Below are 25,670 nucleotides of genomic sequence, written 5' to 3'. Positions count from 1 at the left end.
GTCACCAGGGCGTGAGGATCAGGCGCGAGCGCTGGCGCTCTGCCGGGCCGATCGGGGCGGTGTCGGCGTCATCTCCGTCTGTGCCGATTGTCAGCCAGTCGATCAAGCTGCCGCTGTCGCCGGGGTGGGAGCCAAACCCGATCCTTGATCCATCTACAAGCGCGTCAATTCCGCTGCTGCTTGAGTGGACGAATATCGTGGTCTCTTCTGTTTCTAAGGCCTCTCGCCAGAGCGCGATGGAGATTTTGTTCGTGGCCGCGGCGGGGTCGTATGTGTAATTGAATCCCACCCAAACGTCCGCAGCGGCCCATGCCGGGTTCGTCGCCGGCTTGGGGTAAAACATGTCAGCGGCAACCGGGGTGTACTTTCGCACAAACGGAAACCTGCCCGAATTTACATAAATAACCCCGTAGTGAATTGCCCCAGCGCCTGTGGCCTTACCTGCGACAATCCCAGGTATCAGAGAGTTGGCCGCATTTTTTACGAAGAATCGCCCTCTTAGATTTACACGCCCCGTGCTTGAGATCCCTTGCACCCACAGCCACCTGTAGAGCGTATTTGTGGGCACAAGGCGCAGCGCCTTTCCTCCGCTTGCGCCTGGATGAGAAACGATTGTCCAATCGGCAAGCGACTGTCCTCCACCCGAATACGCAAGATCAAGCCCTGTAGGCTGTTGACCTACTGTTTGTGACGCTGCCGTCCACTGCGCCTTTGCCACGTCAGCCCTCCGGCCACTGCGCAGCCGCGACCACGGCGGCGACATCCTCTGCTGCGCTGATCGCAGCACGGATCGTCTGAGACTGGATGTGGATGGCACTGTGCCACTGCGTTGCCGCCAGCCCGAATGCGACCATCTGCGCCGGGGTGAGCATGTGCGTGACGTTCTCGTGCGTCGTCCACGGCATGATCGGATCGGTCACGCCCTGCGATGCGAGCGCCAGTGCTGCGGTGGTCGATGCAGACAAGTCGCGGATGACCTTGTCCGTCATCTCGTTGTGATGGGTGTCTCCGCTCGGGTAGATGTAAGGCATCAGGCCGCGCTGGCGCTCGTCGCGCTCATCTTTGATGCGCTGCCACGCGACTGCCTTGGCATCGTCGAGCGCCAGATCATCAACGCCCCAGGTGATGACGTGCGGCGACACGCTGGTGTCGATCTTCCGTGCGCCGCGCTGCTGCCACCACTCGACGGCGGGATAGATGACGGTGCAGCGTGCAACGCCGTACTCGGCAAGCTCGACATCGGTCAGCGCCTGCGGGTTGATCACGCTCGGGATCAGGTGTGGCAGGTTGCTGGTCGGCTCGCCGTCCGGGGTGCGGTAGTACATCATGCGAACTTCCCTCCGTCGCCGATCCAGGCACCGTTGATGCCGCGCAGCACGATGATGTTTTTCGCGGCGGCTGCGGTGTCGAACGTGGGTGCGGCGCCGCCGACCCACTGGATGCCGGTGATCGTCACTGCGCGTCCTGCTGTGCCGTCGTTGGTCAAGATCAGAGTCAGATGCTCGGTCGTGCCTGCGGCGACCGCCGGCAGCGTGAAAGTGACGTTGCCCGTGAGCGTGCCGGTCTGGACGCTGCCGTTGGCAAGGTCAATCGTGACGGCTCCGGTGATGTTGCCCAGCGCGTGAGCGGCCAGCGTGTGGTCTTCGTTCCACTGTGTGCCGGTGATGACGGCGGTGGTGGTCTTGTGGCGGAGTCTCATGCGAGCCTCGACTTGCAGTAATCGCCCAGCGTGGCGGGCGAGTATTGTTGTGGGTTCGGAAGTCCGAGCGCAGCGGCGCACCACTCGCTACAGAACCACCCTGTGGAGTTGCCGGGGCGGTTGAGCACCTGACGCCACAGCAGGTCAAGCCAACCGTAAGGCTCGCCGTGCGTGTCGCGCATCTGGCTCTCGACGCGATGCGGCTCGGCCCACGGCAACTCAACGAAGTCCCAGTGGTCCGCGTTGAACTCGATCTGCTTGGCCCGCACCCCGCCGTCCATAAGGCTCGACGAGTACGACAGGTCGCCGATGACGATCTCGCAGTGGCTGTAGGGGCTGCGCGTCCACCAGCGGATGAGCGCGTTTCCGACCTGCCCCTTGCCCTTGTAGAGCGCGAGCTTCATCCTGCGCGCCTCCGCAGACGTTTGAAGTACCAAAGCGTCACGCCGAGCGCGAAAACCCACGACGCGACGACGAGCTTTCCCGGCTCCCAGACCTTCGGTTCGGCGTGGTCCTTACCGTCGACTACGCCCGCGTATCCCATCGCCGCGTTGACTTTGGTTCTCCCCTCCAGCGGGTGATGGTTGGTCACCGCACCGATTTCGCCCGCGGCCATCACGTGGGGGTACGGCCGCCACGGCAAGGTCGGCGTACGAAACACCAGGTACTGGGCTTCGTCGCAAACCTTGTCGCAGGCGACATCGATGCAGTTACGCATGGGCGCTTATTGCAGCTGGAAGACCAGATCCCCGACGCCGAAGGTCGGCGGCGGGTCGCCCGCGTTGATGTTCTTCGGCGCCTGCAACGGGGCGTAGATGAACGGCGTGCCGCCCGTTGCGACGAGGAAGATCCCGAAGTGCGTTGCGCGGCCCCAGTCGGCCATTGGCGCGCCGTAGGCGATCTCGATCAGGTTCGAAGTGGTTCCATCCCCACCGACGGGCTCGGCCCAGTTGGTGTCGCTCGGGGCGAGCGGGACGCGGCCGTAGCCGGTGCCCGACAGCTCGGTGCTCACAGTGGGCGTGCCCGACTCCTCGAAGAGCGCGATCCAGAGCCCGGAGGGCTTCGGCATGCTGCCCGACCGGAAGACGTGCTTGATGATCTCGCCCTTGCCATATGCGGTTAGCGCGTCCATTACTCATCTCCATCGGTGGTGTCGGTTGCCGGCTCGATGCGCAGGCGAGGATCGGCCTCGAGCTGCGCCCAGGCGGCGCCATCGAACTCGGCCCGATCCACAGTAGTGGGCTCGGGCGGCCAGAAGCGCCCAGCACGGTAGCGGCCGGTGCGTTTGGTTGCCGTAACGCGGACCAGTTGCGCTTGTTCCGGCTGCACCGCGGCGGCGGCCGCGTCAGCTGCCAGCACCAAGGGCTGATCGGACTCGACGGCCGGGGTGAGCGTTACCGCGGCGGCCGGGGCAGCATCAGCTGCAGGCTCGGTAACGGTCTCAGTGACGGGGGGAGGCTGGGGCGCATCGGCCGGGGCCGGGGATTCCGGCTGACCGGCCTCGGCGGCCGGGGTGGGCTTTGCGGTGGGCTTGCGGGTGCTCATGCGAGGGCTCCTGGTGCGCCCGCGCACGGCGGGCGGGGGTGTTGGTGCAAGGGGCTAAGCCAAACCTGTCGCCGGTCATCCAACCCCTTGCCCGAGGTTTCCGGCCCAGGCAGTCGCGGGGCTCCCGGCGGGGGCGGCTGCCAGCCCCCGCCGATCACGGCCTGCGCTGTGGTGGTGTTAGGTCAGCCAGGGGCAGACGAGCACCTGGGCGCTGTTGCGGTAGATGTTGCTGGCGCCGGCGGCGTTGTTCTCGGCCTGGACCAGCTTGAGCGCCGCGGCCTCGAGGCTGGGCGGCACGACGAGCAGCGTGGGCTTCACGCCCAGCGGACGGCCTTCGTCGCTCTTGAAACCCATCATTGCGGAGCGGGCGTTGCCGTAGTTGGTCTCGTCGAGCGTCTGCTGGCTGCGGATCGCCATCTGCCAGAAGCCGAAGCCGACGTTGCAGCGCGCATCCACACCGTAGCGGTACTCGTTGCGCATGAAGACGGCTTCGTCCTTCTCGTCGGTCATGGCCTTCAGCGTGTAGTCCTTGCGGCGCTGGAAGATGAGCGGCTTGAGCGGGCGACTGGTGTCGAGCAGGTACCAGGCGGTGCCGGCACCGCCCATGCTGTTGCTGACGGTACCTGCGCCCACCGGGTGGTCGGTGTCGAAGAAGTTCTGCCCGTCATAGCACTCGGTGGTGGCACCGGCCGCAAGCAGCGCGAACACGAGCTCGTCGGGGTGCGTGGCGGCCGCGTAGCCCATCTCGGAGAACAGCGGGGTGAAGACGCCGTACGTGTCGTCTTCGATGTCGTCCTTCGGGATGCCCACCGAGGACTCAAACGGCTTGTTCGTGATCTGGTAACCGCTGGCCGCAAGGCTCTTGATCTGGCGGTCGCCGATCCACTCGCGCAGCTTGGGCCACTGGCTCAACCAGGCGTAGTCCTCGGTCTTGGTGGTGGAAGGCACCAGCGTGGCGACCTTGTTCCAGTCGGGCGTCACGCCCGTGAAGGCGCCCTGGAACGCGGTCTTGAAGCCCGTGTAGATGGTGTTGAGGTTGTCGCGGTTGACGACGAGGCCGCCCAGGCCGATCAGGGCGATGTCGCCCGCGGCCGGAGCGTGGAAGGCGCCGGGGGCGCTGACGCCGAAGGCGATGCCGACGACGGCCAGCGCAACCAGGCTGAGCCCGACGAGGGCGCGAAGGGTGGTTTTCATGTGCGGGATCTCCAGTGGGAAGGGGGGTCAGATCTCGACCCAGACGCCTTCGGCGTCCACGTCGCGGACCTTGCCGGCGACGCTGCGCGTGGCCGAGCCGTTGGTCTTGGCAACCGTCTGGTCATCGACGACGTAGCAGTCGGCGCCCACGTCGGCCAGGGTGATGGCGTCGGTACTGCCGCTATTGGCAAAGCGGTAGCAGCCGCGGCGCACCTTCACACGCTTTGCGCTGGCGGCGCCGGCGCTGTTGTCGGCGGTTTCCTGTGCGACGCCGACGGTCTTGAGGGTGGTCGCTACGGCGCCCTTGGTCGCGAGGCCCGAGGCGTTGATGCACACGAGCGCGCCGGCATAGATCAGCGTGCTGGCCGCCATCGGGAACTCGAAGTCCTCGGCGGCACGGCGCGGCGTGTTGCGGTCGGCGGTAAGTGCAGCCATGGTCAGGCCTCCTTGTGCTTGATGAATTCATCGGCGGAAAGGCCCATGGCCTTGCATACCGCCAGCTCGCTTTCGGTGAGCTGCGTCGTGCCGGTGGGCTTGCCCATCTCCTTGCCTTGCGTCTGCATGCCCTTCAGGGCGGCAATTGCGGGCGCGCTGGACACGTAGGCGCGCAGCGCGGCGATGTCCTTCTTGCCCAGACCCTCGGCCCATGCGCGCTGCGGCTCGGTGAGTTTGCCGTCGGCGATGGCGCTCTCGATCAGCCGGGCGGCTTCGTCGTCATTGATGCGGGCGGACAGGGCCACAATCTGGTCCTGCATGCCCTTCATGGTTTCGATCGGCACGTACTTGGCCGGATCCGGTTGCGCTGCCGAGCCGGCCTTGAGGGCGGTAATCTGCGCTTCGGCGGCGTCCGCCTTGGCCTTGAGTGCGGCAACGCCCGCCAGGGCGTCGGCCTCGCTCGTCGCATCGGGCAAGCCGATCGCGGCGAGCAACTTCTTGAGCAGGTCCATCTGAGGGTCCTCCGGGGGGGTGGGAGCGCAGTAACGCGCGGACAGCGCGGCGCTGATCGGTTCGTCGATCGCCGGGAAATTGGTCAGCGCAGCGTGGTACAGGTCCAGCGGCTCCCCGGTCTGGGGGTCCGCCGGGAAAACGGGCGAGATGTAGCGAATCAGGTCGGCCTCGAGCAGCTGGGCGGTGTCGCCCACCCACTTGACGCGGCCATACAGGCCGGGCTCCTCGCCCGTGGGGCGGTACTCGAGAGAGCGCGGATCCACCCAGCCGGCAGCCAGCACGCGCTGGCCGTTCTGCTCGCTCAGCAGGGTCTGGTGCTCGAAGTCGATCAGGATGTCTGCGGCGCGGGAGCGGTTCGCGGCGATCACGCGGGCGGCCGACTCGGGCGTCAGCCGCCACGGGCCGGCGCCGGCCATGGCGCCTCGCGGGGCGTGGAACTCACCGTCGGGAATCAGGCGGATGTATTCCTGCCCTGGGCGCACGCGCAGCGTGCAGACAGCCAGGGTGGATCGCGGGGCGGCAGAGAGGGCGGTGCAGTGCAGTCGAGCCATGGCGCCGATGATCGGCGCCGGGGGCGACGTGGCAGGACTGGAAGAGGTTCCGGTGGAGACCGGGCGGCGCGTCAGCCCGCGAGGAAGCGCTCGAGCACGTCGAGCATGCGCTGCACGTCCTCCTCATCCGCGCCCAGGAATGGCCGAGCGGGGATGGTGCCGGCCTGGCTGCCGAACTGATGCACGGCAGCGCCGCCGTCCCACTGGCCGGCGAAGCGGTTGGTGCCCACGAACAGACTGTCGCCGGCTACCTGGTAGGCGATGGAGTCCTGCAGCAGGCCGGACGCGACAAGGGGCTTCTTGGCCATCACCCGGGCCGAACCCTTTTTCGAGAGCCGCCCATCCTTGCGGAAGTTGCCCGAAGAGCCTTCGAGGTAGCCCATGATGGTGGCCATGCTGTTGGGTGCCCATCGACTGCCGTCCGGCGCCGTGGAGGTTTCGAAGCGCTGCTTGATGGATTCGACGAGATCCTCTCCAATCTCGCGCAGCGGCGTCTCGAGGCCGCTGGGGCCGAGCTGCCGCATCAGTTCTTCCAGACGGGCGATGACGGGGCCGACATCGAGCTCGAGCGTGATGCGGTCCGTCATCGCTGCGCTCCAGGGGGCGGAGGTGCGGCGGGCAACGCGCGCAGGGATTCTCGGAACGTATCGCCCAGCGGCGCAGGCAGCGCGGCGGCCTTCGCGTCGATCACCGGGCGCAACTCGTCGGCCACGCTGGCGCCGGGGGCGTAGGCCCAGCCGCGATCGATACCGGGCAGCGTGCCGTTTGCACCTGGGTCGGCCCAGCCATCGGGCGGAGCGGTGGCGTCGCCCTCGCGCGGGGCGCGCACGGCGGTGACCCTGCAGCGACAGCCCCAGCCGTTGGGCGGGTAGTGCGTGCGCCAGAATGGGTGATCGGCGGGCAGCGTGAGCCGCATGTCTCCCCAGCGCTTGTGGTGCTGGCGCGGGTTGAGCACGCTGTCGTTGTGGATGTAGCGCCAGTAGGGGCGTACGGCCAGCAGCTGCGGGTCGGTAAGCTGCGCCCAGCGCCCGGCAGCGTAGCTGGTGCGCAGGTTGGTCTCGTAGATCACGCGGGTACGCCAGGCTTCACCGGCGCGCGAACCCTCGCCAGTCCAGCCCGTCCAGCCGCGGCGCGCGACGATGTCGCGGAAGTCCTTCCGGAACTGTTCGAACGTGGTGCCGGAGGAGATGGCCTTGTCGACCGCGCCGCGCAGATCGGCCAGCAGATCCGCAGCAGTGGCGCCGGCCACGACGAAGGCGCGATCGTGCGCCGACTGCCAGATGTCGAGCCAGGTCTCGGTGGGCAGGTTGAGCTTGCGGCGGAAGAAGTCGATGGCCTGCGCGAAGGGCAGCGCCAGGGCAGCTTCGAGGCGGGGTGGCAGCGCCATGCTTACGCTCGCCGCCCGGTTTTGCCGGAATCGCAACCGACACGCGCGGCGCGAATCGACACAGAGGCCGTTACCGCACCGTTACCCGCCTCGATCGCGCCCCGCAGGCTATCGACGGTCGTCCGCGCCCCTGCAAACCGCGCTACGGGGCTGTAAACGGTTTTGGCCTTATCGACCATCCTGCACCTCGCTGCGCCCGGCCAGATTCACCATGGCCAGCGCTTGCGCCAGGACTTCGACCAGGTCATCGGTGGGCAGACTGCGGTAGCGGGCGAGCAGCTGCTCGCGGAACTCCTCGAGGCTGCTTGCCGCTTCGAGCATGGCGGCAATCTCGTCCTCCCACTGGCGGATCTGCGCCTCTGCCTGTAGGCCCACCGCAGGGGTGACGATGTCGGCCGGATCCACCGCGTTGTCGCCGCCTCTCAGCGCTGCGCGCCAGCCGCCCTTGGCGGCCGCGACCTCACCAGGCCGCTGCGGGTCGTCTGCGACCGGGTTGTTCGCGGGCCCGGTCGCGGGGTTGCCGTCCTGGCCATTGGCGGGCGGCACGGCCGGGGCGGCTGTGGCCAGCACATCCTCGGCGCCGTCCGGCTCGGGGATGCGCAACTTCTCCTGCGCCCACGTGCGAGGGATGCGCATGCCCACCCCGACCAGCTTGGGCAGTGCATCGGCGTAGGCGGTCACGTCTTCGGGCTCGGCCAGGTCGAATACCAGGCGCGGGCAACGGCGATAGCTGTCGATGCCGCCGCCATTGAGCACCAGCAGCGGATAGACCAGGTCGCGCGTAAGGGTGCCGGCAATTTGGCGGGCGTCGGCGGCAAGGATGTCGTGCCGCACCTCGGCGTGCAGGTCGGCCACGCCGCTGCCCAAGCCGGTGGCCTTGGCCTCCGCGCTCAGCACCTGGCCCAGGATGGCCTTGCTTTGCGCGCCGTCGGCCCACTGCACCATGTTGAGGTGGTGGGAGCCTTCGCCGCCGCCGGTGATCTTCTGGATCTCCAGGCTCATGCTGTCGGGCATGATGGCGCGGGCGTCATGCCCCAGCGCGGTAACGGCACGCATCAGGCTGGACTTCTCCTCGGCGCTGGCGCCCTGCATGTACTTGCCGACAATGATGGGCAGGCCGTAGGTCTCGAGGAACTCAGCGAAGTCTCCAATGCTGTAGGCCTTGTACAAAAAGGGCCACACCAGCACGCGATACAGCCCCATGCGGCCGAGGTACCCCGTCTTGACCTTGGTGTGCTGGTGCAGGATCCAGCCCATGCTGATCGGTTCTGCGCCGTCCGGGCTGCCATCGGCCAGGCGCAGCTCACGGCGGTTCATCGACACCCGGAACCAGGTCTGCGGCCGGGGGTGGAACTTGGGCAGCCAATCGTTACCCCAGCGCTCCCACTCGAGCTCGATGGGGGCAAAGCCATGCCCGGCGGCCTCCATCATGCGCACGATAACGTCCTCGAGGTCGTCGACCGTGTCGCGCAGCAGTCCTTCGACCATGGCCGCGGCCTTCTTCTCTGCGCGAGAGGCGTTGGACGGCGGCTCGATGGACCAGTCCAGCCCCAGCACGGCGCCGGCGCGCTTGTCGAACTCGCAGCGCAGATGCGCGTCGCGGTCGTACATGTCGTCGAAGAGCTGGTGCTGCGCGAGGATGTCGCCCTCGTCAGCCTGGCGCAGGATGCGCGCGGCCTTCGCGGGGGTGAGGCCATCGAGCTGGCTTTCGACCATGAAATGGGCGAGCGTGGCCACGCGGGCCGTCTGCGGCTCGCGAAGGATGCCGGTGTCGATGGGGTTGCCGTGTTGGTCGAGGATGCGCATGGTCGTTACTCGGTCTGGGCTGTCGTTTCGTTAAGGCCCTGCCGGCGCGGCCTCCACCAGCCGCAGGTGCCGGAGATCTCGCGACCGCGCAGGCAGGTCAGGCGCGTTTGGTCGTGCGCCGTCATGGTCTCCAGGTGGGCGCAGCGCTGGCAGCGCAAAGGCGCGGGCGAGGAAGGGTGGGGGCGCATCAGAACATCCTCCGGGATTCGAAGCCGTAGTCGTCGCCACCTGAGTTCGGGCGGCGGCCGATGGACTGGAAGCCGCTCGCGCTCGCGCCCATGGTGGTCGCTGCCATCCAAAGCATCTGCAGCGCGTCGGGGCCGTCGTCGTGGTCCGCCTTCGGGAAGTGGCGCAGCTGCTCGATCAGCGTCGTCTGGCTCGGGTGCAGCCGGATCAGCCCATTTTTGACATGGGGCTGGATCGACTCGATGCGCAGCAGCTTGTCGCTGATCGGCTGCACGCCGCGCGCCGGCACCGGGATACCACGGGCCGCCGCGCGCTTCACCAGCTCCGAGTACAGGAAGGCCTGGAACTGCACCGTTTCGATCACCCACAGCAGGGCGCGGTACTCCGCCTGGTAGGCGATCACGTCCTCGATGATGCGGTCGGGCAGCCGCTTGCGGATGGCGGCCTCCACCACGTCGAGAATGCCCGTCTGCCGGTTGAGCCCGCCTACCAGGATGGCCGACGGGTCGCGGCTGGCGCCGGCCTTGCCGAGCGAAGGGTCGCAGGACCCGAAGAAGATCCAGTCTGCCAGGCGATTGACCCAGAACTGGATGATGCCGGCGAAGGGTGCGTTGTCGCCGGCCACCGGATCGTTCTGGTATTCGCTGTCGAAGGTGTCGTGGCCATCGCGGGCGCGGATGCGCATCAGCGCCAGCAGCGGGCGCGCGGCCCAGCTGCACTCGGCGCCGCGCTCCATCTCCACCTGGTGCTCGGCGTAGAAGGCGTCGGCGGCCTCTTCGCCGCTGTTGCGCAGCGTCTCTTCCCAGCGGTCCCACAGATCCATGCGATCGGGCCAGCGCAACAGCGCCTTGAACTTGGCCGAGCGCCACAGCTTGTTTCCGAGCGTGCGGTTGAGCACCGAGTCATAGTGCAGGATGGTGCCGATATAGACCACGTCGAACTTGGCCCCGGCGCCGCCCAGGGGCAGCACGGTCTTCGTCAGCCAGCTCTGCAGCTTGTCGCGCTGGTCCGGGTTGCGCACCTGCTCATCGTTCTCGATATCGTCGAGCACGGCGAGGTCGGGCCGGTAAGGGCCGTGACGCAGGCCGCGCAGCTTCTTGCCCGAACCGGCCACCTGCACCTTGGCATTGTTCGCGGTAACGATGGTGCCCGCCTGCCACACGCGCCCCTGGCCAGTCGCTTCGGGGAAGTCCATCTGCAGCCGCGGGTTGAACTCCAGCTCGGCCTTGATCGCCTCCAGCATCGGATACGCCTGGTCGATGCTGTCCATCACGATCACCGGGTAGCGCTTGCGGCCGGTGACCAGGCACCACAGCACGAAGAGCTGCGAGACGAGCGTGGACTTGGCCTCGCCGCGGGGCGCCGCGATCGCGTCGGTTTCGCTTTTCTCGCTGGCCACGATCTCGGGCAGGCGGGTGAAAAGGTAGCGGTGCAGCGCGCTCTTGTGCGGGCTGCGCACGTAGTGCGGAAAGTACGTGCCGATGAAGTACTCGAAATCATCCCACGCCAGTTTGCGCCGCTTTTGGCACTCGACCGGGTCCGGGTCGAACCCGGCCACCTCGGCCTCGATCCGCGCACGGAACGAGGCGGCGAGGTTGGCCAGGTCGGAGAGGAAGGATTTACGGGTGCTGGTGGTCATCGGCTGCGCGGTCCAGGCGCTCGATCTCGGCGAGGATCAGGGCGCCGGCCTTCTCGAGGTTGCGACGGCGATCCATTGGCTTCCACCACGAGAGATGCCACGGCCAGACCGCCGGGGGTGGGTCGCCTGCGTCTGCCGTTGCGTAGCAGGCCGCGGCGAACGCCAGCTCTTGGGTGCTGTGCAGGCCATCATGCTCCGGCGTCCAGCCCTCGGCCTCGACCTGCCGGCGGCGCTCTGCGAGCACGTCGCGGGCGGCATCGGTCATCGACAGCCGCTGCGCGCGAAGCTCCTTCAGCTCACGCACTGCATTACGGACCTTCGCCGCGATCTCGGCATTGCTGAGCACGCCGGAGCGAAAAAGCGTCCCGGCCTCGATGTGTCCTGCGACCACGCCCAGGAAATCAACGTTATCCATATGCCCTCGCAATCTCATCCCCGAACCCCTCCAGCTGCTCGACGAACTCCCCAGCCAGCGCAGGCTTTTTCTTGGCGATGAACTCGCCGAAACGCTTGAGCACGTCCATGGCGATCGCCAGCTTGTCGGTCTCGGGCATCAGCCGCTTCGAGACGGCCATGAGCTTGTGGTAGGCGTCGGCCAGGCTGGCGAGCATCTGCACCTTGGTGGCCGGGTCCATGTCCGGGGCGGCCTGGATGCTCTCGACGGTGGCCTGCACCTGCTGCACGACCACGGCCAGCGTCTGGCGCACCACGTCCTCGATGCCGCCGCCGGCAATCATCTGCGCGCCGCGGGCCTTGTCCCAGTCGTCGCCGGCTTTCTTGGCCTCGGCCTTCCAGCGGCGTGCGGTGGCGATCGGCACCTCGTGCTTGAGCGCGGCCACTTCCAGCCCGAGCTGGTCGAACACGAAGGCAGCGCGAACCGCCCGGCGGGTCTCGTCAGGGTGCGCCATGGTCGGCCTCGAGCTCGATGGTGCCGCTGATGGTGATCGGCCATGCGACCGTACGATCGGGGTCGATCGTCTCAACCATCCAGGCGAAGGCGCCGAACAGCGCCGCGACGAAGGTGAAGCACCATTCCGGCACCCAGTTACGCGTGCACAGATCCGGGCAGCCGCTGTAGGTCTTGCCGATGTACACCGGGACCAAGCCGCAGAACCAGCCATAGAGGGTGTAGTCGCGGGCGATCTCGGCCTCGGTCAGGCGATCGAAGATGGCCATCACGCCACCCCAGGCATCTGAGCACGCTGCAGCACCACATCCCGCCCGCCCTCGGTGAGGGTGGCGGCGTCGGCCAGGCCGGTGACCAGTCCCACGTCGGCCAGCCACAGCAGATCGGCGCGCACGCGGTCGACGGTGACGACCTGGCCGTGGACGGCCTCGAGCTCGTCGCGCAGGCGCCGGGCCGTCATCGACTGACCTGGCACGAAAAACAGCAGGCTGAGGATTCCGTGGCGTCGCAGGCGCTCGGCTTCGCGCTGGGCGGTGGTGCTCATGTGCGGCCCCTTATTGCATGCCCTTCTGGGCGATCTGGTTGAGGATCAGGCGCAGCGTGTCGCCCTGGCCCTTGACCTCGCCGAGCAACGTGGCGAGGGTGCGGGCGGTTTCGTTCTGCTTCTCATAGAGCTTGCTGAGGTCGTCGTGCGTGGGCGCCTTGCTGACGATCCCCTCCAGGCGCGAGATGCGAGTGGCGTGGTCGGCCATGCGCGAATCGAGATCCGATTCGATCGCCTCGAGTCGGCGCTCGACCGCTGCGGACCGGGCCGCCTCTGAGTCTCGGTGCGCGGCCAGCTGGTCGGCGAGCATGGCGCCGTACTGCTGCAGGAAGGTGCGACCGATAGCCCAGACGCCAGCGATGAGGGCGCTGGCGATGCCGGCCAGCAGCGCAATGGAGAGGTAGTTGATTTCAATGATCATGGGCGGGCGTCCTGGTCGTCGGTGGGGGTGTGCCAGTCGATCAGGGCGTTGAGGCGCTGTGCGCACTGGGCGTATTGGGCGTAAGCGGCGTTTGCCCAGCGGGTGACGTCGGTGTCGCTTGCGACGGCGGCGTCGGCTTGGTCATGCCCCGCGGCATGGGCGGCAGGCTCGCCGGCATGCGTTGCAGCAGGCTTGCCGGGGGCCGGGGCGCTGGCGTTGGGTCCGGCTGCGGCACGGTCGAGCAGGCGGAGAGCATCAGTGCCAAGGCAGGCACGGCCAGTGGTGGCTTTTTCGATTTCATGGTCGAGACGGTCCTGAAGGGCGAGTGTGGCGGCGTTGGCCTGGTGCAGGTCGCGCGTGAGCTGGTCGCCACGGTCGATGGCGGCCTTGAGCTGCAACAGCTGCTGGAGGGTGGCGGTGAGGCGCGCGTTGGCCTGCGTCTCGCGCAGCTGGGAGATCTCCAGATCCTTGACCAAGAGCGTTACTGCGACGCCGCCAAGGGCCCCCAGCACGAGCGCGATAACGGCGATGACCCATGACGGGACGATGCGGGTCGCGATCACTGAGGCACCCCCATGCACTGGCGATACTCCGCCTTGCGACGGGTGACGAGGCCGGGCTCGATCTTTCCGCCGGCGTACGTCCAGCGCAGGATCTGCGCGCAGGCGCCCGCGTAGTCGGGTGGCGTCTGGCGCAGTTTTCGGACGAGGGTGGAGCCGCAGAAGGCGCCCGTGCCCACGTTGTACGCAAGCGAAACGTAGGCATCGAATTCATGCTGGGCGAGGGGCACCTCGCCAATGCAGGCGCCCACCTCGCGCGCGTAGGCGTCTGCATCTGCGGCGAGACGCTGCACGGCGCGTACCGGGTCGGTGCGCTGCCCCATGCGCACGCCGACGGTTGTACCGAAGCCGATGGTGGGCACGCCCACGCTGTCGCGGTAGGCGTGTTCGCGGTAGCCCTCGTAGCCCGCGAGGGAGCCCACGAGCAGCGCCGACGCGGTGAGGCCGATCGCAGCCTTACGCACGGCGAGGGCTCCAGCTGGAGGGCGAGAGGCGGCAGGTGATGTGCGGCGAGACGTAATGCCCCACGGGCATCAGCGCGCAGCGGCCGAAGTCAGACACGCCGACCAGCCTGTCATCGGCTGGTCGGGTGAAATGGCTGCAGACTCCACAGGCTTGGCGACCGTTTTCCATGGCCGCATCATGCGGCGATCATGACGGGCGGCAGGCGGTGAAGCTGTTCGGGGGCGGAAAACAAAACGCCCCGCTTGAGAGGCGGGGCGCGTGCTGAGGGGGTGGTCTGCGGTCAGCGCACAGGCATCACTTCGACCTCGTGGGCGCTCCAGCGATCCGTCTCCTTGTGATACTCCATCGTGGCTGTGTACTGGGTACGCAACATCGCGCCAAATGCGTTCTGCGCGTCCACCTCACCGATGATGTACCACCGGCAATTGCCGATGAAGTTGGCTGCAACTGGGGATGACGGAAAGCGGGCGGTCGACGGCGCCCGGAGTTGGGCCCGGACCGGTGCTTGCGACATGACGTAGGCGACGCCGCGCGCCCCACATGGAGTCATATCGACCTCGGCACGGATGCGGCGAGCGTTTTCGCGAGCCTCCTCGACAAGGTCACGCTCTGCCGCTGCCGGCTTCTGTTCGGCCTTCAGCCGGTCATACTCCGCCTCGATCTCGCGGCGCATCTCCTCGGCCGTCTGGGCGTGCGCCGGCAGCGCAAGCGCGAGAGCGATAACGATGATGGTCTTCATGTTGCCCTCCAGTCAGAGGCCGTTCTTGTAAGGATCGGGCGTGTAGCGCCTGGCGAGTCGATCAATCCGGGCGGCTACGAGGCGCTCATGGATTGACTGAGGAATGCGCAGGCCCAGTGCCTGATAGAGCCGCGCGGCCAGTTCGTAATCCGCCTGCTCAAGATAGCCGGGGTTCAAATCCTGGACGGCGTCGAACCACTGGCGCATTCGCTCGGCATCGGCCGGGGTGATGCTGGCTGTTTGGTCCATTGCAAGCTCCTTTCATGACATACAATTTTGCCCTAGAACAAGCCCATCTGTCCGCCCATCTCCAGCACCTTGCCGGTGCCGTCGTCTGCGCGCTTGAGGACGATGCTGACCCAGCGGGTGGTGCAGCCGAACTCCAGGGCGATGTCCTCGAGGGTGGCGCCGGCGTCGCAGCGGGCGCGCATGGCTCGCATGCGGGCGCGGGCGATAGCCTGCTTGCAGTTCGGGATGTTGAGAACGTCGTCACCGTATTCGGCGACGATGCGCTCGGCGCCACGCTGGCCGACGATCTCCGCCAGGCGTTCGAAGCGGGCGGCGCCGGCCGGGTTGTTGTTTGCCCCTTTGGGCACAGGAAACGGGATGCCGCCCAGCTCCCGGATCAGCGCCTCGGCCTTGGCCCAACCGACGAGGCGAACGAGGTCGCGCGCGGTCTCCGGCAGGTCGCTTTCGAGGATGGGGGGCGCAGGTCTGCGAGCCATGACGATGCCCTCAGTTGCCAGCCTGCTTGAACTGCAGGGTACGGTTGAGCGCCGCGACGATATTGCGCAAGGCGCGCGGTTCGGCAAAGTCGACGCACTCGGCCCAGCCGTTGCGCTTGGCAATGGCGTCGGCGTACTTGAGCGTGTGGACTTCGCCGGTGACGCGGTGCAGCTCGGCGAGCAGGGCATCGATCTTGGACAGCAGCGGGGCACGGTCTTCGGACGGCGTGACGCGCTTGCGGCCGGCGTAGCCTTGTTTGCCCCGGTTGAGGTGGTCGAGGATGTCGCCGAGTTGCGCAAGGGTGCAGTCGACCATGCTCTTGCAGCCGGTGAGCTGTCGAACCATGTCGCGGCGGGCGTCGTTGTCCAGGCCTGCGGCCTTGCAAGCGGCGAAGATGGCGCGCTTGCGCAGAGCTAGGCGTTGGGCGGGGGTTTGACGGTCGGTCATTGGGAGGTCTCCACCGCGGGGGGCGCTTCGTGGTCTGACAGGCGCTCGACCGCGGCGCAGGTCTTGCGCAGGTGGCGGCAGAGCGCTTTTGCGTTGGGCCACGTCGGGTCGAGGATCTCGAAGCCTCCCTCGGCGATGTTCTTCCAGATGGCCATGATCTCCTTCGGCATGCCGCGCTTCTTGGCCTTGGCGGAAGCTTCGGCGCGTTTTGAGGCGGAGTAGAGGTAGCAAAAGCGCGCGCGCCAGAACTTGCGCTCGATGGCATCGGGCTCGGGGTGATGGGTTTTTACCCATTGAATGACGCCGTTGATGTAGGCAGCGACGACATAGCGCAAACCCTTTCCTCTCTCGACGACGAGTGTGATCACATGGTCGTCGGCGCGCAGACGCACGCAGCCATACGGGCTTGAAAGGTCGGCTTCGACTTGCTTCCAGTCTTCAGGGGTCACGGTGTCATTCCTCCTCGATGGGCATGAGCCACAGCAGAGCGCGTTGCAACAGGTCGGCGAGGTGTTCGGCGATTCGATGCAGCATGGCGGCCTCCTGGGCGGGGTTGCGTTACCAGACTTGTTGGAGGGCCCGCTCGTTGGCGGGCAGGCCCTCGGGCAAGGCGGGTTACTGGGTGGGGTTGAGGGCGTCGTCTAGCGCTTTGCTTGCACTGAACTTGACGGCGACACGCTCGGGGATCTCGATAGCCGCACCGGTGGCCGGGTTGCGGCCGGTGCGAGCGGCGCGGGTCGTGGTCTTCAGCTTGCCCAGGCCGGGCAGCGTGACCTCGGTATCGGTGTGCGGGTCAGCGCCGGCAAAGTGGCTCGTGATGACGCGGCCAGTGGCCTCGAGGACGGATTCGACGACGACCTTCTGCAGGTTGATGTCGGCGGCGATGGCTGCGATCAGTTCGGCTTTGTTCATGCTGTGATGCTCCAGTGGTTGTAGGGGGTTGCCGGTTCCCGGCGCCCTTTGCGGCTTTCGCCAAGGCGGGCCTTTGCTTTTTCCGTGCCGGCTGGGTCCGATATGTGCCCGTCGGTTTCCTGCGGTGTTCTGTCGCTATTCAGGAGGCGACACGGGCATGCCAGGCGTAGCTGCCGTGCCGCGGGTCGAGGCTGTGAAGGGTCACGCCCTTGTCGTCGGTGATCTTGAAAGACACGGCGCCCGCCGCTGCTCGGGCGATGCCTTCGGCGCCGGCCTGCACGTAGCTGATCTCGTCTTCCGGGAACGGGCAGACGTTGGTCCAGCTGCCGCGCGACTTGGCCTTGAGGTGCAGGGTGTTCATTCGCTTTCCTCGTCGATCTGGACGGTGCCGTTCTCGACGCCCGGGCCCATGTGTTCCATGAAGATGGCCGCCACGTGGTGGGCGAGGCTTTCGTCATCGAGGGCGGGCTCGAAGTTGACCTTGACGTTCACGTGCTCGCCGTCGGGGAGATCGCTGATAACGATGGTTGCGGATGCCATCACGCACCTCCCGTCGCAAGCTCACCGCCCAGGGCCGTCACGAGGGCGCCGAGAAGCCGCTGCAGCTCGCCTGTCATCAGGGCGAACTCGGCATTGAAGAGGGCCTCGGCGTCTTCCTTCTCGCCATCGACCTGGTCGCGCACGATGTCGAGGAAGCCCAGGCGCTTGACCTCGCGCCGCTCGGTCAGCACGAAGCTGATGCGGTCTTCGAAGGTCAGCGCCAGCCGGGTCGGCAGCTTGCCGGCCTCCAGGTGGCCCTTCACCTCCTCGCCTTCCAGGGGGTGGCGGACGTAGCGCACGGCGGCCTTGTCCTCGCTGATCGAGCGCAGCTCGCAGTCCTGATCGATGGTGAAGCCGTCTGGAGCGCAGCCACGATCAAGCCAGTTGGCCATCGCCGATATCGGCGACAGTTCGGTGCGCAGCAAGGTCAGCGGGAAGCTGTCGAGGGTGTGGCGCAGCTGCTCGAGCATGTCCTCGGCCTTGCTCTGGCTGGCGGCGTCGATGACCAGCCAGCCATTGACCGGGTCGATCCAGGCGAACATGCGGCGGCGACGGGTGAAGGCGCGCGGCAAGAACTCACGCATCACCTGCTCGCGGAGTTCCTTCATCTGGGCCCAGCCCAGCCTGTAACCCTGCTGCTCGGCGAGTTCCTCGGCGCGCGCATCGGCTTCCTGCTTGACCACCGCCGAGGGCAGCAGACGGTGCTCGAAGCCGAGCGAAACCAGCCACTGGTCACCGACGGCGTGCACCAGGACTTCATTGTTCAGCGGCGACAGCCAGCCGCGGCTTTCGTTGTCCTGGCTGCCGCAGGGGTGAAAGGGCTTCTTGGCGAGCTGCTCCTCGAGCTGCTCGGCCGTGATGTCCCAACCGGCGGGCAGGCGGTAGATTTGAAGGTCGCGGAACCACATCACGCCACCTCCTTCGCCTTTGCCTTCGCCTTTCCTTTGCGCTCCTTCGGCTTGTCCTCTTCACCATGTCGGCGGATTGCGTCCGCGATCAGAGCCTGCGCGAGCTTTTCGACGTCGGCCGCACCAATGGTGATGAAGGGGTTATCAGCGCCTGTGATGCGGTTGATACCCAGCTTTTGATGTGCCGCGGCGGGCAGTTGGGCGAGGGCGTCGATGACAATCGTTTCCTCGGTGCGGATCAGGAGGTCTGCCTGTGCCGGAAGAAGCGCACGAATGCGCTTCACCAGTGCGGCGTCATCGCCCCAGTCGAGTGCGTCCTCGGCCTTCCGATAGCCTGCTCGAACGCCGTTAACGTTGATGCTGCGGGGCTTCTCGAACAGCTGAGGGGCGGCCTCGAGCAGGGACATCAAGGCGCGGTGTGCAGCCGCCTCCTCCTCGGCGGCTGCATCCATTCCAGCCCTGTGGCGGTCGTAGATGGGCTGGATCGCCGCCTTGATTTCGTCCTGACACAAAGCGGCGCGGGCCGTGGTCGCGGTATGTGCAACCGAAAGCCGATCGGCAGCAGCGCGGATGTCTTCGAGAGAGGGAATTGCCATGTCAGTGGTCTCCAGTGGTGGCGGGGGTGGGTTCGTTCTCGCGCATGGCGGCCAGTGCAGCCATGCCGAGATCGGTGATGCGATAAGCGCCCGTGCGGCCGGTGCCCACGGGCAGGCCGGCGCGGCCCGGCACCTCATAGGCGGCCCACCCGCGCTGGCGGATGTCGTCGGCGAGGTGATAGACGGCGTTGCGGCTGATGTGCCGGTCGATGCCCTCGAGGGGCGAGGCGGCGATGCCTTCGCGGAGCTGGCGGACCGTGAGATAGGTGCCGCGCGACAGCAGCCCGAGGATGACGCGGCGATGCAACGCGGCCCGCTTCACCGCCGGGTTGTTGGCCGAGGTGTCGCGGCCGACACGGATGCACTCTTCGCGAAATCGCTCGGCCGCTGCGGCGGCGATCGCTTGCGCCTGCTGCGCCATGTTGGGGATGGTGGCCGGCGTCATGCGCGCACCTCGTGCGCAGCGTGTTGTGCGCCGGGCACGCCGAGGAGGCGTGCGAGCCGCGCGGTGTCCCTGCTGGCGAGCTGTACGAGCAGGCCCCCGTCGTAGATGCTCAGGCGGCCGTCGTCCCACAGCGCGAATTCGATGGGCTCCGAGTCAGCCACGCCCTTCGCCTGCGCATCTACATCGGGCGCAGGGGCAGGCGTCGGCCTCTGGAGGCCTGCCTGGCCGGCCTTGGGGTCATAGATGCGATCGGACTTCTCGCCCGGCAGGCGGCCACGGGCGACCTGGTTGCCGTCGGCCATGCTCTTCACCAGGTAATCGACCGCTTGGTTGCTGATGTGGAGCTCTGCGGCGACCTGCTTGATGCGATAGCCCTCTGCGATGGGCTTGCCGGCAACGAGTTTGGCGATGGTCTTACGTCGTTCGTCGGCGCGTTCAGTGTGGTGACCTTGCATCTGCTTTTCCTCCTGTTCTCGGCGTTCCGCGGGGGATTGCGGAAAGTGCCTGGGGGTGTGGGTGCGGCGCGGCGAGAAGTGGCCGTTCGCGTTGAGGGTTTTCCAGGGATCCATGCCGACGCGGGCGCCGGTGGGCCAGATGGCGAGCCAGGCAGCTGGGTCGCTGGCGCGCTTGATATGGGCGACGTTGATCTGCCGAGATGCCTTGAGCGCCTCGATGGCCGTCCAGAACTCGGTCTCGTCGCCACCGACGCGCGCGAGCAGGTCCGCGTCTCGTGCGGGCGCCTTGCTGGTGTGCGCAGCCAGCATCCCGAGGATGCGATCGACGACAGTGGGGGCGCTGCTCATGGCTGAGCCTCGGCAAGGTGTGCGGCCAGGGTTGCGGCGACGGCCTCGGGGTCGGGCTGCGCGCCGCAGGCAATGCGTGCGTGATCGACCTGGTCGGCGAGCGCGACGACCGCAGTCCTCAGCGAGTCGATCTCGGCGTCGGCGGCGTGCAGGGCGATCAAGACGCCCAGACCGAACGCACACACGAAGGGCAGGGCGCCTTCGGCCGCGTCGTGCAGCCAGGCCATGAAGTCATTCATCGTTTTTCCTCCGGCTTGTGGGCGCAGCGCTGGCAGGCCTGCCAGATCCGCAATGAAAGGGGGTTGTGCGTGGGGGGCGTTCCGAGCGCGATGCGGCGACATTCGGACCGCGGCTGGGCCTGCAGCGTGGCCGGGCATTCGCTGACGACGTGCAGGCGGTCGATGACGCGATCCACGAACTGCTGCGGCACGTTGGGCCGAAGGTTGTTGAGCACCTGGCTGACGTAGGGGCGCGACACCCCGAGCCGGCCAGCGATGCGCGAGACGCCTCCGCGCCCGGCCGCTTCCACGGCCTGCTCGAGCAGCGCGCGCCAGTCGATGGCGTTATCGGCCATGGTCGGCGTCCTCCTCGGTAACGGTGGGAGCCCAGACGACCTCGCTCAGGTTCGGGTCGAAAACGACCTTGGCGCGGCAGACCATTGGCGGCTTGGGGCCGGTGTTTCGGTTCGGTCGCAGCCGGTAGCGGTTCATCACACCGCTACGGCCACGCCGCACCAGGTCGAGGTAGCCGGCCGTCTCGAGCGTGTAGAGGTAGTCGCCCGCTGCGACGACGGTTACCTTCGCGGCGCTGCTGGTGGCGTGGGCGGCCAGCTCACGCGCATTGATGTCCGCGCCGGCGAGCATTCGCAGCGCGCGCCACATCTGCTCTTGCGCCAGGCCCTGGGTGACGCGAGTGCCGTTTTTGCGCACACGGGGGGCATCGACCCCCTCGTCGCACATCAGGGCGTAGGTCTTGCGCACCGTGCTGCCGCGTACGCGCTCGCCGCCCATCTCGCGGACGATGCCGGCCGCGACGAGACAGATGACGTAGGAGCGCAACGTGGCCAGATCCACCGTGCCAGCGAGGTCGCGATCGAACCGGGTGGCGGCGACGATCTCTTCCAGGGTCCAGGGCTGGCCGATGCCGAGGGCGCGGATGGCAGTCCAGATGCGCTGGCGCGGGGAGACCCCGCCACGGAGTTCGGCGACGGGCTTACGCGGCATGGTCGGCCCTCCGAAACTCGACAACCCACACCCAGGGGTTGGCCTCCCAGGAGCCGGGGCCGTTGATGTGCTCCCAAAGCTGTCCGAACCACGAGCGCGGAAAGTCGGCAAACCCGAACTCTCTGGAAACGCGGTCGATTGATAGATGGCTGGGCGGGGCGCCCTCGGCGCGTGCATCCGACTGACTGATCTCGTTCAGCCGCTCGACGCGAATGGCGGTGATCTCGAGCAGGATGCGCGATGCCCAGCGGGGCATGTGAATGGACGGGCGCCATGTCTCCACGTGCGGCATGTCGTCCCATGCAATTGTGTTGATCAGGTAGTCATTGCCTTTCGGATGGTCTCGCCCGATTGCGATATTCCCTCCCGCGCGGTATGCGATCACAGGTGTTCCGTCTTCTCTGTCGGTTTCCGCCCAAGCCTCACGCACCCACAGCCGGTCGCCGGGCTGGCCGTAGGGGCATCGCCAATCCTGCGCCGGATCTGTTTTGTCGCATGGGCCATCCCGCAGCCAAAGATTGGGGTAGCCGCAGTAGGCGGCATTCACAATGCCTTGGCCTACGGCAGGCTGTGGCTTCACGACACGCCGGGTCTGCGTCTTCGTTCCGGCGAGGATCGCGCGCACCATCGGCGCGCTGAAAAGGATGGGACGAACCTTCATCACACCCCCCTGCGCGGCGCGTCGCCGGTGTAGAGCGGGCGATCGCCCCAGGTGCCGAGGCTCACGGTGTCCCAGCCTTCGACGTTGGCTTCGTCGGCGATGCCGGCGAGGTTGACCGAGACGCGACGGACGCTGCCGCCGGAGATCTTGACCAGGTGGGCGAGCAGGTCGGGCGCGACGGTGACGTCGGGGCAGTAGATGGGGGCCAGGGCATGCGCGTCGGACAGGCTGACGGGCTGGGCCGGGATCCAGCTGAGGACGCGCGAGTGGAAGCGCTCCCACTTCTTGAGCTTTTGCGGCAGCAGCTCTTCGCCGAGCAGCAGAATGGGTGCGGCGCCGCCGCCTTCGTGCAGATCCCGCACGAGCTCGACCATGCTGTCGCTGCGCACGCAGTAATCGAACTCATCGATGATGAGCATGCGACCGCTCGCGGCGAGCTGGGTGCAGGCCTGGTCGAGCATCTGCGGGATGGTGCCCATGGGCTTGATGCTCATCTCGAGGAGGACCTTCTCGAGCAGGGTCTTGCGCGTCCAGGCGCTGCGCATCTGGACGAAGTACGCGCGGGTTTCGTTGGCCACGGCGAGCGCGGCGGTGGTCTTGCCGTAGCCCGCCGGCCCGTAGAGGGCGGCCAGGCCCGGCAGGCCGGCGGTACGGCTGGTGAGCCGTTCTGTAGCGGTGCGGACGAGTTCCAGGTTGTGGATCTGTGCGGTTTGAGTCATCTCGATTCCTGCTTGTGGTTGGACTTAGGCCACCCGCGCTGCAGCGCCGGTTGCCGATTTCTTGGCCTGCGCCCGGTACTGGGCGCTGTTCGGGTAGGTTCTGTGCCACCGGGCGTCGGCGTCGGTGACGGGCTCGCCTGCGGCGATGCGGGCATCCAGGGCGATCCAGTCGGCGTAGTTCTCGGCTGGCGTGCGCTCGGCGCGGGTTCTGGGCTGGATTGCGGGCATGTCGGCCGGCGGTGCATCCGTGACGGCTGCAACCTCGGTTGCTTCGATGACCGCCGCACGCTGGGCGAGCACCGCGTCCGGCTGGACCACTCGCCCGGCGATGACCATGGGCGCAGCCTCGGGAGCGGGTAGCGCGCTGCTGCCGTGCAATTCGGCGAGGATCTCGTCGCGCTTGGCGTCGACCCGAGCCAGGCGGCCCTTGGCGCGCTTCTGGCGGGCTTGCTCGATCACCGGCACCGGGAAGTAGTGGCGGCTGTTGCCGTTGGCTTCCGCTGTGCAGATCAGGCGGCCATCGGGCGCATACACCCACACCCGGGAGGCGTCATGGATGTCGTAAGCGATGTGCGCCTCGAGGCCGTGGAACTCCTCAAGTTCGCGGGCGAAGTAGATGTTGTTGAACAGCCGGATCTCGGCGCGCAGCAGCTTGCGCACGACGCGCGGCCGGAAGAGCGTGGCGAGCTCGTCGGTGGTCAGGGTTTCGGGTTGCCAGCTCTGCGCTTCGAAGCTGCGCCAGGCGAGGTCCGGCGACATGCCCTTGAGGCTGCGGTGTTCCTTCGAGTTGTACCAATCGATGCGGGCCTGCACCCACTCGACGAAGAGGTGCCACGGCATCATGGGCATGGCGCCGCCTTGCTTGAGCGCTTTGCGCGTGAGGCGGAACTGCTCGAGGCGCGCCTCGCGGTCCATCTCGCGCCCCATGAAGCTGGGCAGCTCTTTCGCGCCCGCCACCCACAGGGTCTGGTGCAGGCGCTCGATAACGCCTCGGGCCTGCGAGTTGTACGGCAGCGAGTGCAGCAGGGTGGCGTGCAGGCGGCCCATCAGACCGAGCGCGGCATCGCCTTGCAGGTCGGCGCAGATGCGCTTTGCCTGCCCGTTCATGTAGGCGTTGCGATAGCCCGAGCCGTTATCGACGTAGATGATGGCCGGGATGCCATAGCGCTCGACGGCGTAACGGAGCGAGTCGGCCACGGCGGAGGCGGACTCGGCCAGATCGACCGACCAGCCCACCACGCGGCGGGTGGCGATATCGACGAAGACGGTGATCTCGGGCCGGAACGGGCGACCGTGCAGCGGGTGCTGCACTTCGGCGTCGAAGGTGTGGCCGTCGGCGCTCCACACGTCGTTGGGCTGCAGCAGCGAGAAGTCGCGCCGGATGAAGGGCTGGATGTTCTTGAGTTCGCGCGGCCCCATGCGGCCACGTTCGCGCGTTACCGCACCCAAGGCGCCGACGAAGCGGCGTGCCTGGTGAATGCTGAAGGGTTCGCCGTCCCAATCGCGACAGGCGGCGTCATAGGCTGCCTGCACGCTGGGTTTCTGCGGCTGCTGATAGTGACGCAGGAAGGTCTGCGCCCAGGGCGGCACTTCCATGGCCGCACGCCGCACCCTCGGGGCGAGGTCGGGAGCGCCGAGCCAGCGCTTGAGGGTGCGAATCGACGGATAGCCATCGCCTGCACGACCGCGCGGGTCGCGCGCCAGGCGTAGAAGGCGGTCGAGGTGTGCGTCCAGCCGCCCAGCGCGGGCACTGGTCAGGAGCGTGGTCAGCGCGGCTTCTTGGCTGCAGCCGGTGTCGGACTGCAGCCGCCGCACTGCAGCCAGCACGCCAGCGCGAGCATCACGCTCCAGGCGCTGGCGATCGGTGAGATCGGCCTCCGAATGGATCACCGTCGGCACGCGGGATTGCACCGCCCTGGTGGGCAACATGCCGGCAGCGGTTGCAACCACCTGCGCGGGGACTACGGGATCGGTAACGGTGGTAACGGCGCGTGCAAGCAGGGTCTGCCTTGCCTCGACAGGCAGCGAAGTGACGGCGTACTCGCGCCGCGTGCCGGTGCGACCGCCGCGTGCCGGAACCTCTCGGTAATCCCACCCCAAGCGGGCGGCCATCTTCTCGACGCCGCGTGCGGAGCTCGGCACGCCTGGCAGATGGAGGTCCGCCAGCGCTGCTGCCGAGTAGTGACTCTGAGTGGCAATCACTGCGCCTCTCCCAGCAGCTTCTTGAGTTGCCGCTCTTGCCGTGCGAGCTCGTCCCGCATCTGCGCCACGCGGCCCAGCTGCGCCTCGAGCGCCTCGCGCCCGATCGACAGCCGTGCGCCGCGCAGGTCGGCGATCCATGCAGTGATCTCGTGTGTGTGGATGGTCTCCTCGAGTGCGGGCAGATACTCCAGGGGGAATCGCCAGCCTTCGCGGCTCTCGGCCGTCCATGAGTCAAGCTGGTGCTTGCTGATGTGCTCCCCTGTGAGTTCGCTCATGCGGGCGGCGACCTCGTGCCGGGTCATCGGGCTGCGCTTCAGGATGTCGGACAGCAGCCCCCGCAGCGCCGGGCCTACGGCCAGCGCACCTGGCGTGGGGCGCACGGCTACCGGCACCTCGAAGAGGTCGGCAGTCAGGAGGTCAGCGGTGCGAGCCATGATGTCTACGCCGCCGTCCGTTCATTGCCATTGCGCTGGCAGAGCAGCGCGGTAGACTGAACGCCAGTCAGCGGACTCCTGCGCCCGCTGCGCGGACGGGGTGTTCCGTCCGGAAACCAGCGGGACGGCCAGACTTCTTGAACTGGGACGCCGATCGCGTTCGCAATGCGAACCTCGCTCACCGGATAGCAGCGATCAAAGGCGTGCGAGAGCGTCGTGGACGACACGCCGTGGTGATCGGCGAGCGCCCTGAGTGTCCAGCCGGCCTTCTCGAGCGCAGCCTTGATGTCTGCTTTGTGCCAGTCGGTGTGACTGGCCTTTTTTGGGGCCTTGCGTGCCATCGTTCTAACCTGCTGTCCGTTGTTTGTTTATCGGCATGTTAAGAACGCAGTTCGCTACTGTCAATGAGTTCCGTACTCGTTGACATGCTTTTTCAGCCGCAAACACGCCAAACCATTGAATT

Annotated in this window: 41 protein-coding genes; all 41 read right to left on the bottom strand. The window is 67.1% G+C overall.

Going from position 1 to position 25,670, the window contains the following annotated elements; genetic code table 11:
- Nucleotide 1: 1 nt before the first annotated feature.
- Nucleotides 2-718 (bottom strand): hypothetical protein, encoded by a 717-nt coding sequence (locus C664_RS20570; RefSeq protein ID WP_157353852.1) that lies wholly within the window; start codon nt 716-718, stop codon nt 2-4.
- Nucleotide 719: 1 nt separating this feature from the next.
- Nucleotides 720-1,328, bottom strand: a complete 609-nt coding sequence (locus tag C664_RS01330; protein ID WP_004251694.1) for a DUF4376 domain-containing protein — start codon at nt 1,326-1,328, stop codon at nt 720-722.
- Nucleotides 1,325-1,699, bottom strand: coding sequence for a hypothetical protein (locus C664_RS01325; protein ID WP_004251693.1), 375 nt, complete (start codon nt 1,697-1,699; stop codon nt 1,325-1,327). The genes C664_RS01330 and C664_RS01325 overlap by 4 nt, the downstream gene beginning before the upstream one ends.
- Nucleotides 1,696-2,103 (bottom strand): hypothetical protein, encoded by a 408-nt coding sequence (locus tag C664_RS01320; protein ID WP_004251692.1) that lies wholly within the window; start codon nt 2,101-2,103, stop codon nt 1,696-1,698. The genes C664_RS01325 and C664_RS01320 overlap by 4 nt, the downstream gene beginning before the upstream one ends.
- Entirely contained in the window at nt 2,100-2,417 is a 318-nt protein-coding gene (locus C664_RS01315) for a hypothetical protein (RefSeq protein WP_004251691.1), read from the bottom strand. Before C664_RS01315 ends, C664_RS01320 begins: the two co-directional genes overlap by 4 nt.
- Before the next feature lie 6 nt (nt 2,418-2,423).
- Nucleotides 2,424-2,831, bottom strand: a complete 408-nt coding sequence (locus tag C664_RS01310) for a phage tail fiber protein (protein ID WP_004251690.1) — start codon at nt 2,829-2,831, stop codon at nt 2,424-2,426.
- Nucleotides 2,831-3,244, bottom strand: coding sequence for a hypothetical protein (locus C664_RS01305; protein WP_004251689.1), 414 nt, complete (start codon nt 3,242-3,244; stop codon nt 2,831-2,833). Before C664_RS01305 ends, C664_RS01310 begins: the two co-directional genes overlap by 1 nt.
- Before the next feature lie 177 nt (nt 3,245-3,421).
- Complete coding sequence (locus C664_RS01300) at nt 3,422-4,438, bottom strand: Mu-like prophage major head subunit gpT family protein (RefSeq protein WP_004251688.1); 1,017 nt, start codon at nt 4,436-4,438, stop codon at nt 3,422-3,424.
- Between the two features lie 27 nt (nt 4,439-4,465).
- Nucleotides 4,466-4,873 carry a hypothetical protein gene (locus C664_RS01295; RefSeq protein WP_004251687.1) on the bottom strand — a complete coding sequence of 136 codons (408 nt, stop codon included), beginning with the start codon at nt 4,871-4,873 and terminating at the stop codon, nt 4,466-4,468.
- A gap of 2 nt (nt 4,874-4,875) precedes the next feature.
- Nucleotides 4,876-5,937 (bottom strand): phage protease, encoded by a 1,062-nt coding sequence (locus tag C664_RS01290; RefSeq protein WP_083483030.1) that lies wholly within the window; start codon nt 5,935-5,937, stop codon nt 4,876-4,878.
- Nucleotides 5,938-6,008: 71 nt separating this feature from the next.
- A complete protein-coding gene (locus C664_RS01285) occupies nt 6,009-6,524 on the bottom strand; it encodes a phage virion morphogenesis protein (protein WP_004251683.1) in 516 nt (171 codons plus the stop codon).
- Nucleotides 6,521-7,324 (bottom strand): phage head morphogenesis protein, encoded by an 804-nt coding sequence (locus C664_RS01280; protein WP_004251680.1) that lies wholly within the window; start codon nt 7,322-7,324, stop codon nt 6,521-6,523. The genes C664_RS01285 and C664_RS01280 overlap by 4 nt, the downstream gene beginning before the upstream one ends.
- A 168-nt stretch (nt 7,325-7,492) precedes the next feature.
- Complete coding sequence (locus tag C664_RS01275) at nt 7,493-9,130, bottom strand: DUF935 domain-containing protein (protein WP_004251677.1); 1,638 nt, start codon at nt 9,128-9,130, stop codon at nt 7,493-7,495.
- A gap of 187 nt (nt 9,131-9,317) precedes the next feature.
- On the bottom strand, nt 9,318-10,955 hold the full coding sequence (gene terL / locus C664_RS01265; protein WP_004251671.1) for a phage terminase large subunit: 1,638 nt from the start codon (nt 10,953-10,955) through the stop codon (nt 9,318-9,320).
- Entirely contained in the window at nt 10,936-11,370 is a 435-nt protein-coding gene (locus C664_RS01260; RefSeq protein ID WP_004251669.1) for a hypothetical protein, read from the bottom strand. The genes terL and C664_RS01260 overlap by 20 nt, the downstream gene beginning before the upstream one ends.
- On the bottom strand, nt 11,363-11,863 hold the full coding sequence (locus C664_RS01255; protein ID WP_004251666.1) for a DUF1804 family protein: 501 nt from the start codon (nt 11,861-11,863) through the stop codon (nt 11,363-11,365). The genes C664_RS01260 and C664_RS01255 overlap by 8 nt, the downstream gene beginning before the upstream one ends.
- Complete coding sequence (locus C664_RS01250; protein ID WP_004251660.1) at nt 11,850-12,131, bottom strand: hypothetical protein; 282 nt, start codon at nt 12,129-12,131, stop codon at nt 11,850-11,852. Before C664_RS01250 ends, C664_RS01255 begins: the two co-directional genes overlap by 14 nt.
- Nucleotides 12,131-12,406 carry a hypothetical protein gene (locus C664_RS01245; protein ID WP_004251657.1) on the bottom strand — a complete coding sequence of 92 codons (276 nt, stop codon included), beginning with the start codon at nt 12,404-12,406 and terminating at the stop codon, nt 12,131-12,133. Before C664_RS01245 ends, C664_RS01250 begins: the two co-directional genes overlap by 1 nt.
- 10 nt (nt 12,407-12,416) lie before the next feature.
- Nucleotides 12,417-12,827, bottom strand: coding sequence for a hypothetical protein (locus tag C664_RS01240; RefSeq protein WP_004251654.1), 411 nt, complete (start codon nt 12,825-12,827; stop codon nt 12,417-12,419).
- Entirely contained in the window at nt 12,824-13,390 is a 567-nt protein-coding gene (locus C664_RS01235) for a hypothetical protein (protein ID WP_038010505.1), read from the bottom strand. The genes C664_RS01240 and C664_RS01235 overlap by 4 nt, the downstream gene beginning before the upstream one ends.
- On the bottom strand, nt 13,387-13,851 hold the full coding sequence (locus tag C664_RS01230) for a lysozyme (RefSeq protein WP_004251651.1): 465 nt from the start codon (nt 13,849-13,851) through the stop codon (nt 13,387-13,389). The genes C664_RS01235 and C664_RS01230 overlap by 4 nt, the downstream gene beginning before the upstream one ends.
- 281 nt (nt 13,852-14,132) lie before the next feature.
- The gene (locus C664_RS01225) at nt 14,133-14,591 is read right to left on the bottom strand and encodes a hypothetical protein (RefSeq protein WP_004251650.1); all 459 of its coding nucleotides are present in this window, start codon (nt 14,589-14,591) and stop codon (nt 14,133-14,135) included.
- 12 nt (nt 14,592-14,603) lie between these two features.
- On the bottom strand, nt 14,604-14,840 hold the full coding sequence (locus C664_RS01220) for a hypothetical protein (protein WP_004251649.1): 237 nt from the start codon (nt 14,838-14,840) through the stop codon (nt 14,604-14,606).
- A 32-nt stretch (nt 14,841-14,872) separates the two neighbouring features.
- Entirely contained in the window at nt 14,873-15,316 is a 444-nt protein-coding gene (locus tag C664_RS01215; protein ID WP_004251648.1) for a Mor transcription activator family protein, read from the bottom strand.
- Between the two features lie 10 nt (nt 15,317-15,326).
- Nucleotides 15,327-15,764, bottom strand: coding sequence for a phage protein GemA/Gp16 family protein (locus tag C664_RS01210; RefSeq protein ID WP_004251647.1), 438 nt, complete (start codon nt 15,762-15,764; stop codon nt 15,327-15,329).
- Entirely contained in the window at nt 15,761-16,213 is a 453-nt protein-coding gene (locus C664_RS01205) for a hypothetical protein (RefSeq protein ID WP_004251646.1), read from the bottom strand. The genes C664_RS01210 and C664_RS01205 overlap by 4 nt, the downstream gene beginning before the upstream one ends.
- A 166-nt stretch (nt 16,214-16,379) precedes the next feature.
- Nucleotides 16,380-16,676: an HU family DNA-binding protein gene (locus C664_RS01195; RefSeq protein WP_004251645.1), complete on the bottom strand. Its 297-nt coding sequence runs from the start codon at nt 16,674-16,676 to the stop codon at nt 16,380-16,382.
- Nucleotides 16,677-16,815: 139 nt separating this feature from the next.
- On the bottom strand, nt 16,816-17,037 hold the full coding sequence (locus C664_RS01190) for a hypothetical protein (protein ID WP_004251642.1): 222 nt from the start codon (nt 17,035-17,037) through the stop codon (nt 16,816-16,818).
- Nucleotides 17,034-17,216 (bottom strand): hypothetical protein, encoded by a 183-nt coding sequence (locus tag C664_RS01185; protein WP_004251641.1) that lies wholly within the window; start codon nt 17,214-17,216, stop codon nt 17,034-17,036. Before C664_RS01185 ends, C664_RS01190 begins: the two co-directional genes overlap by 4 nt.
- Complete coding sequence (locus C664_RS01180) at nt 17,216-18,124, bottom strand: recombination-associated protein RdgC (protein ID WP_004251640.1); 909 nt, start codon at nt 18,122-18,124, stop codon at nt 17,216-17,218. Before C664_RS01180 ends, C664_RS01185 begins: the two co-directional genes overlap by 1 nt.
- Nucleotides 18,124-18,720 carry a hypothetical protein gene (locus tag C664_RS01175; protein ID WP_004251639.1) on the bottom strand — a complete coding sequence of 199 codons (597 nt, stop codon included), beginning with the start codon at nt 18,718-18,720 and terminating at the stop codon, nt 18,124-18,126. Before C664_RS01175 ends, C664_RS01180 begins: the two co-directional genes overlap by 1 nt.
- A 1-nt stretch (nt 18,721) precedes the next feature.
- Nucleotides 18,722-19,165 carry a hypothetical protein gene (locus C664_RS01170; protein WP_004251634.1) on the bottom strand — a complete coding sequence of 148 codons (444 nt, stop codon included), beginning with the start codon at nt 19,163-19,165 and terminating at the stop codon, nt 18,722-18,724.
- Complete coding sequence (locus C664_RS01165; protein WP_004251631.1) at nt 19,162-19,968, bottom strand: hypothetical protein; 807 nt, start codon at nt 19,966-19,968, stop codon at nt 19,162-19,164. Before C664_RS01165 ends, C664_RS01170 begins: the two co-directional genes overlap by 4 nt.
- A complete protein-coding gene (locus tag C664_RS01160; RefSeq protein ID WP_004251629.1) occupies nt 19,965-20,207 on the bottom strand; it encodes a hypothetical protein in 243 nt (80 codons plus the stop codon). Before C664_RS01160 ends, C664_RS01165 begins: the two co-directional genes overlap by 4 nt.
- Complete coding sequence (locus C664_RS01155; protein ID WP_004251627.1) at nt 20,204-20,542, bottom strand: hypothetical protein; 339 nt, start codon at nt 20,540-20,542, stop codon at nt 20,204-20,206. Before C664_RS01155 ends, C664_RS01160 begins: the two co-directional genes overlap by 4 nt.
- On the bottom strand, nt 20,532-21,191 hold the full coding sequence (locus tag C664_RS01150; protein WP_004251624.1) for a hypothetical protein: 660 nt from the start codon (nt 21,189-21,191) through the stop codon (nt 20,532-20,534). The genes C664_RS01155 and C664_RS01150 overlap by 11 nt, the downstream gene beginning before the upstream one ends.
- Nucleotides 21,181-21,852: a hypothetical protein gene (locus C664_RS01145; protein ID WP_004251623.1), complete on the bottom strand. Its 672-nt coding sequence runs from the start codon at nt 21,850-21,852 to the stop codon at nt 21,181-21,183. Before C664_RS01145 ends, C664_RS01150 begins: the two co-directional genes overlap by 11 nt.
- Nucleotides 21,852-22,571: an AAA family ATPase gene (locus tag C664_RS01140; RefSeq protein WP_004251621.1), complete on the bottom strand. Its 720-nt coding sequence runs from the start codon at nt 22,569-22,571 to the stop codon at nt 21,852-21,854. Before C664_RS01140 ends, C664_RS01145 begins: the two co-directional genes overlap by 1 nt.
- A gap of 24 nt (nt 22,572-22,595) precedes the next feature.
- Entirely contained in the window at nt 22,596-24,773 is a 2,178-nt protein-coding gene (locus C664_RS01135) for a Mu transposase C-terminal domain-containing protein (protein ID WP_004251619.1), read from the bottom strand.
- Complete coding sequence (locus tag C664_RS01130; RefSeq protein WP_004251615.1) at nt 24,770-25,207, bottom strand: hypothetical protein; 438 nt, start codon at nt 25,205-25,207, stop codon at nt 24,770-24,772. Before C664_RS01130 ends, C664_RS01135 begins: the two co-directional genes overlap by 4 nt.
- Nucleotides 25,208-25,212: 5 nt before the next feature.
- Nucleotides 25,213-25,548, bottom strand: coding sequence for a helix-turn-helix domain-containing protein (locus tag C664_RS20190; RefSeq protein ID WP_004251612.1), 336 nt, complete (start codon nt 25,546-25,548; stop codon nt 25,213-25,215).
- Between the last annotated feature and the right edge of the window lie 122 nt (nt 25,549-25,670).

It is taken from the genome of Thauera sp. 63 (assembly GCF_000310165.2).
GTDB lineage: Bacteria > Pseudomonadota > Gammaproteobacteria > Burkholderiales > Rhodocyclaceae > Thauera > Thauera humireducens.
Note: the sequence above shows the minus strand (reverse complement) of the source record. Positions and strands in the feature narration are given on the sequence as shown.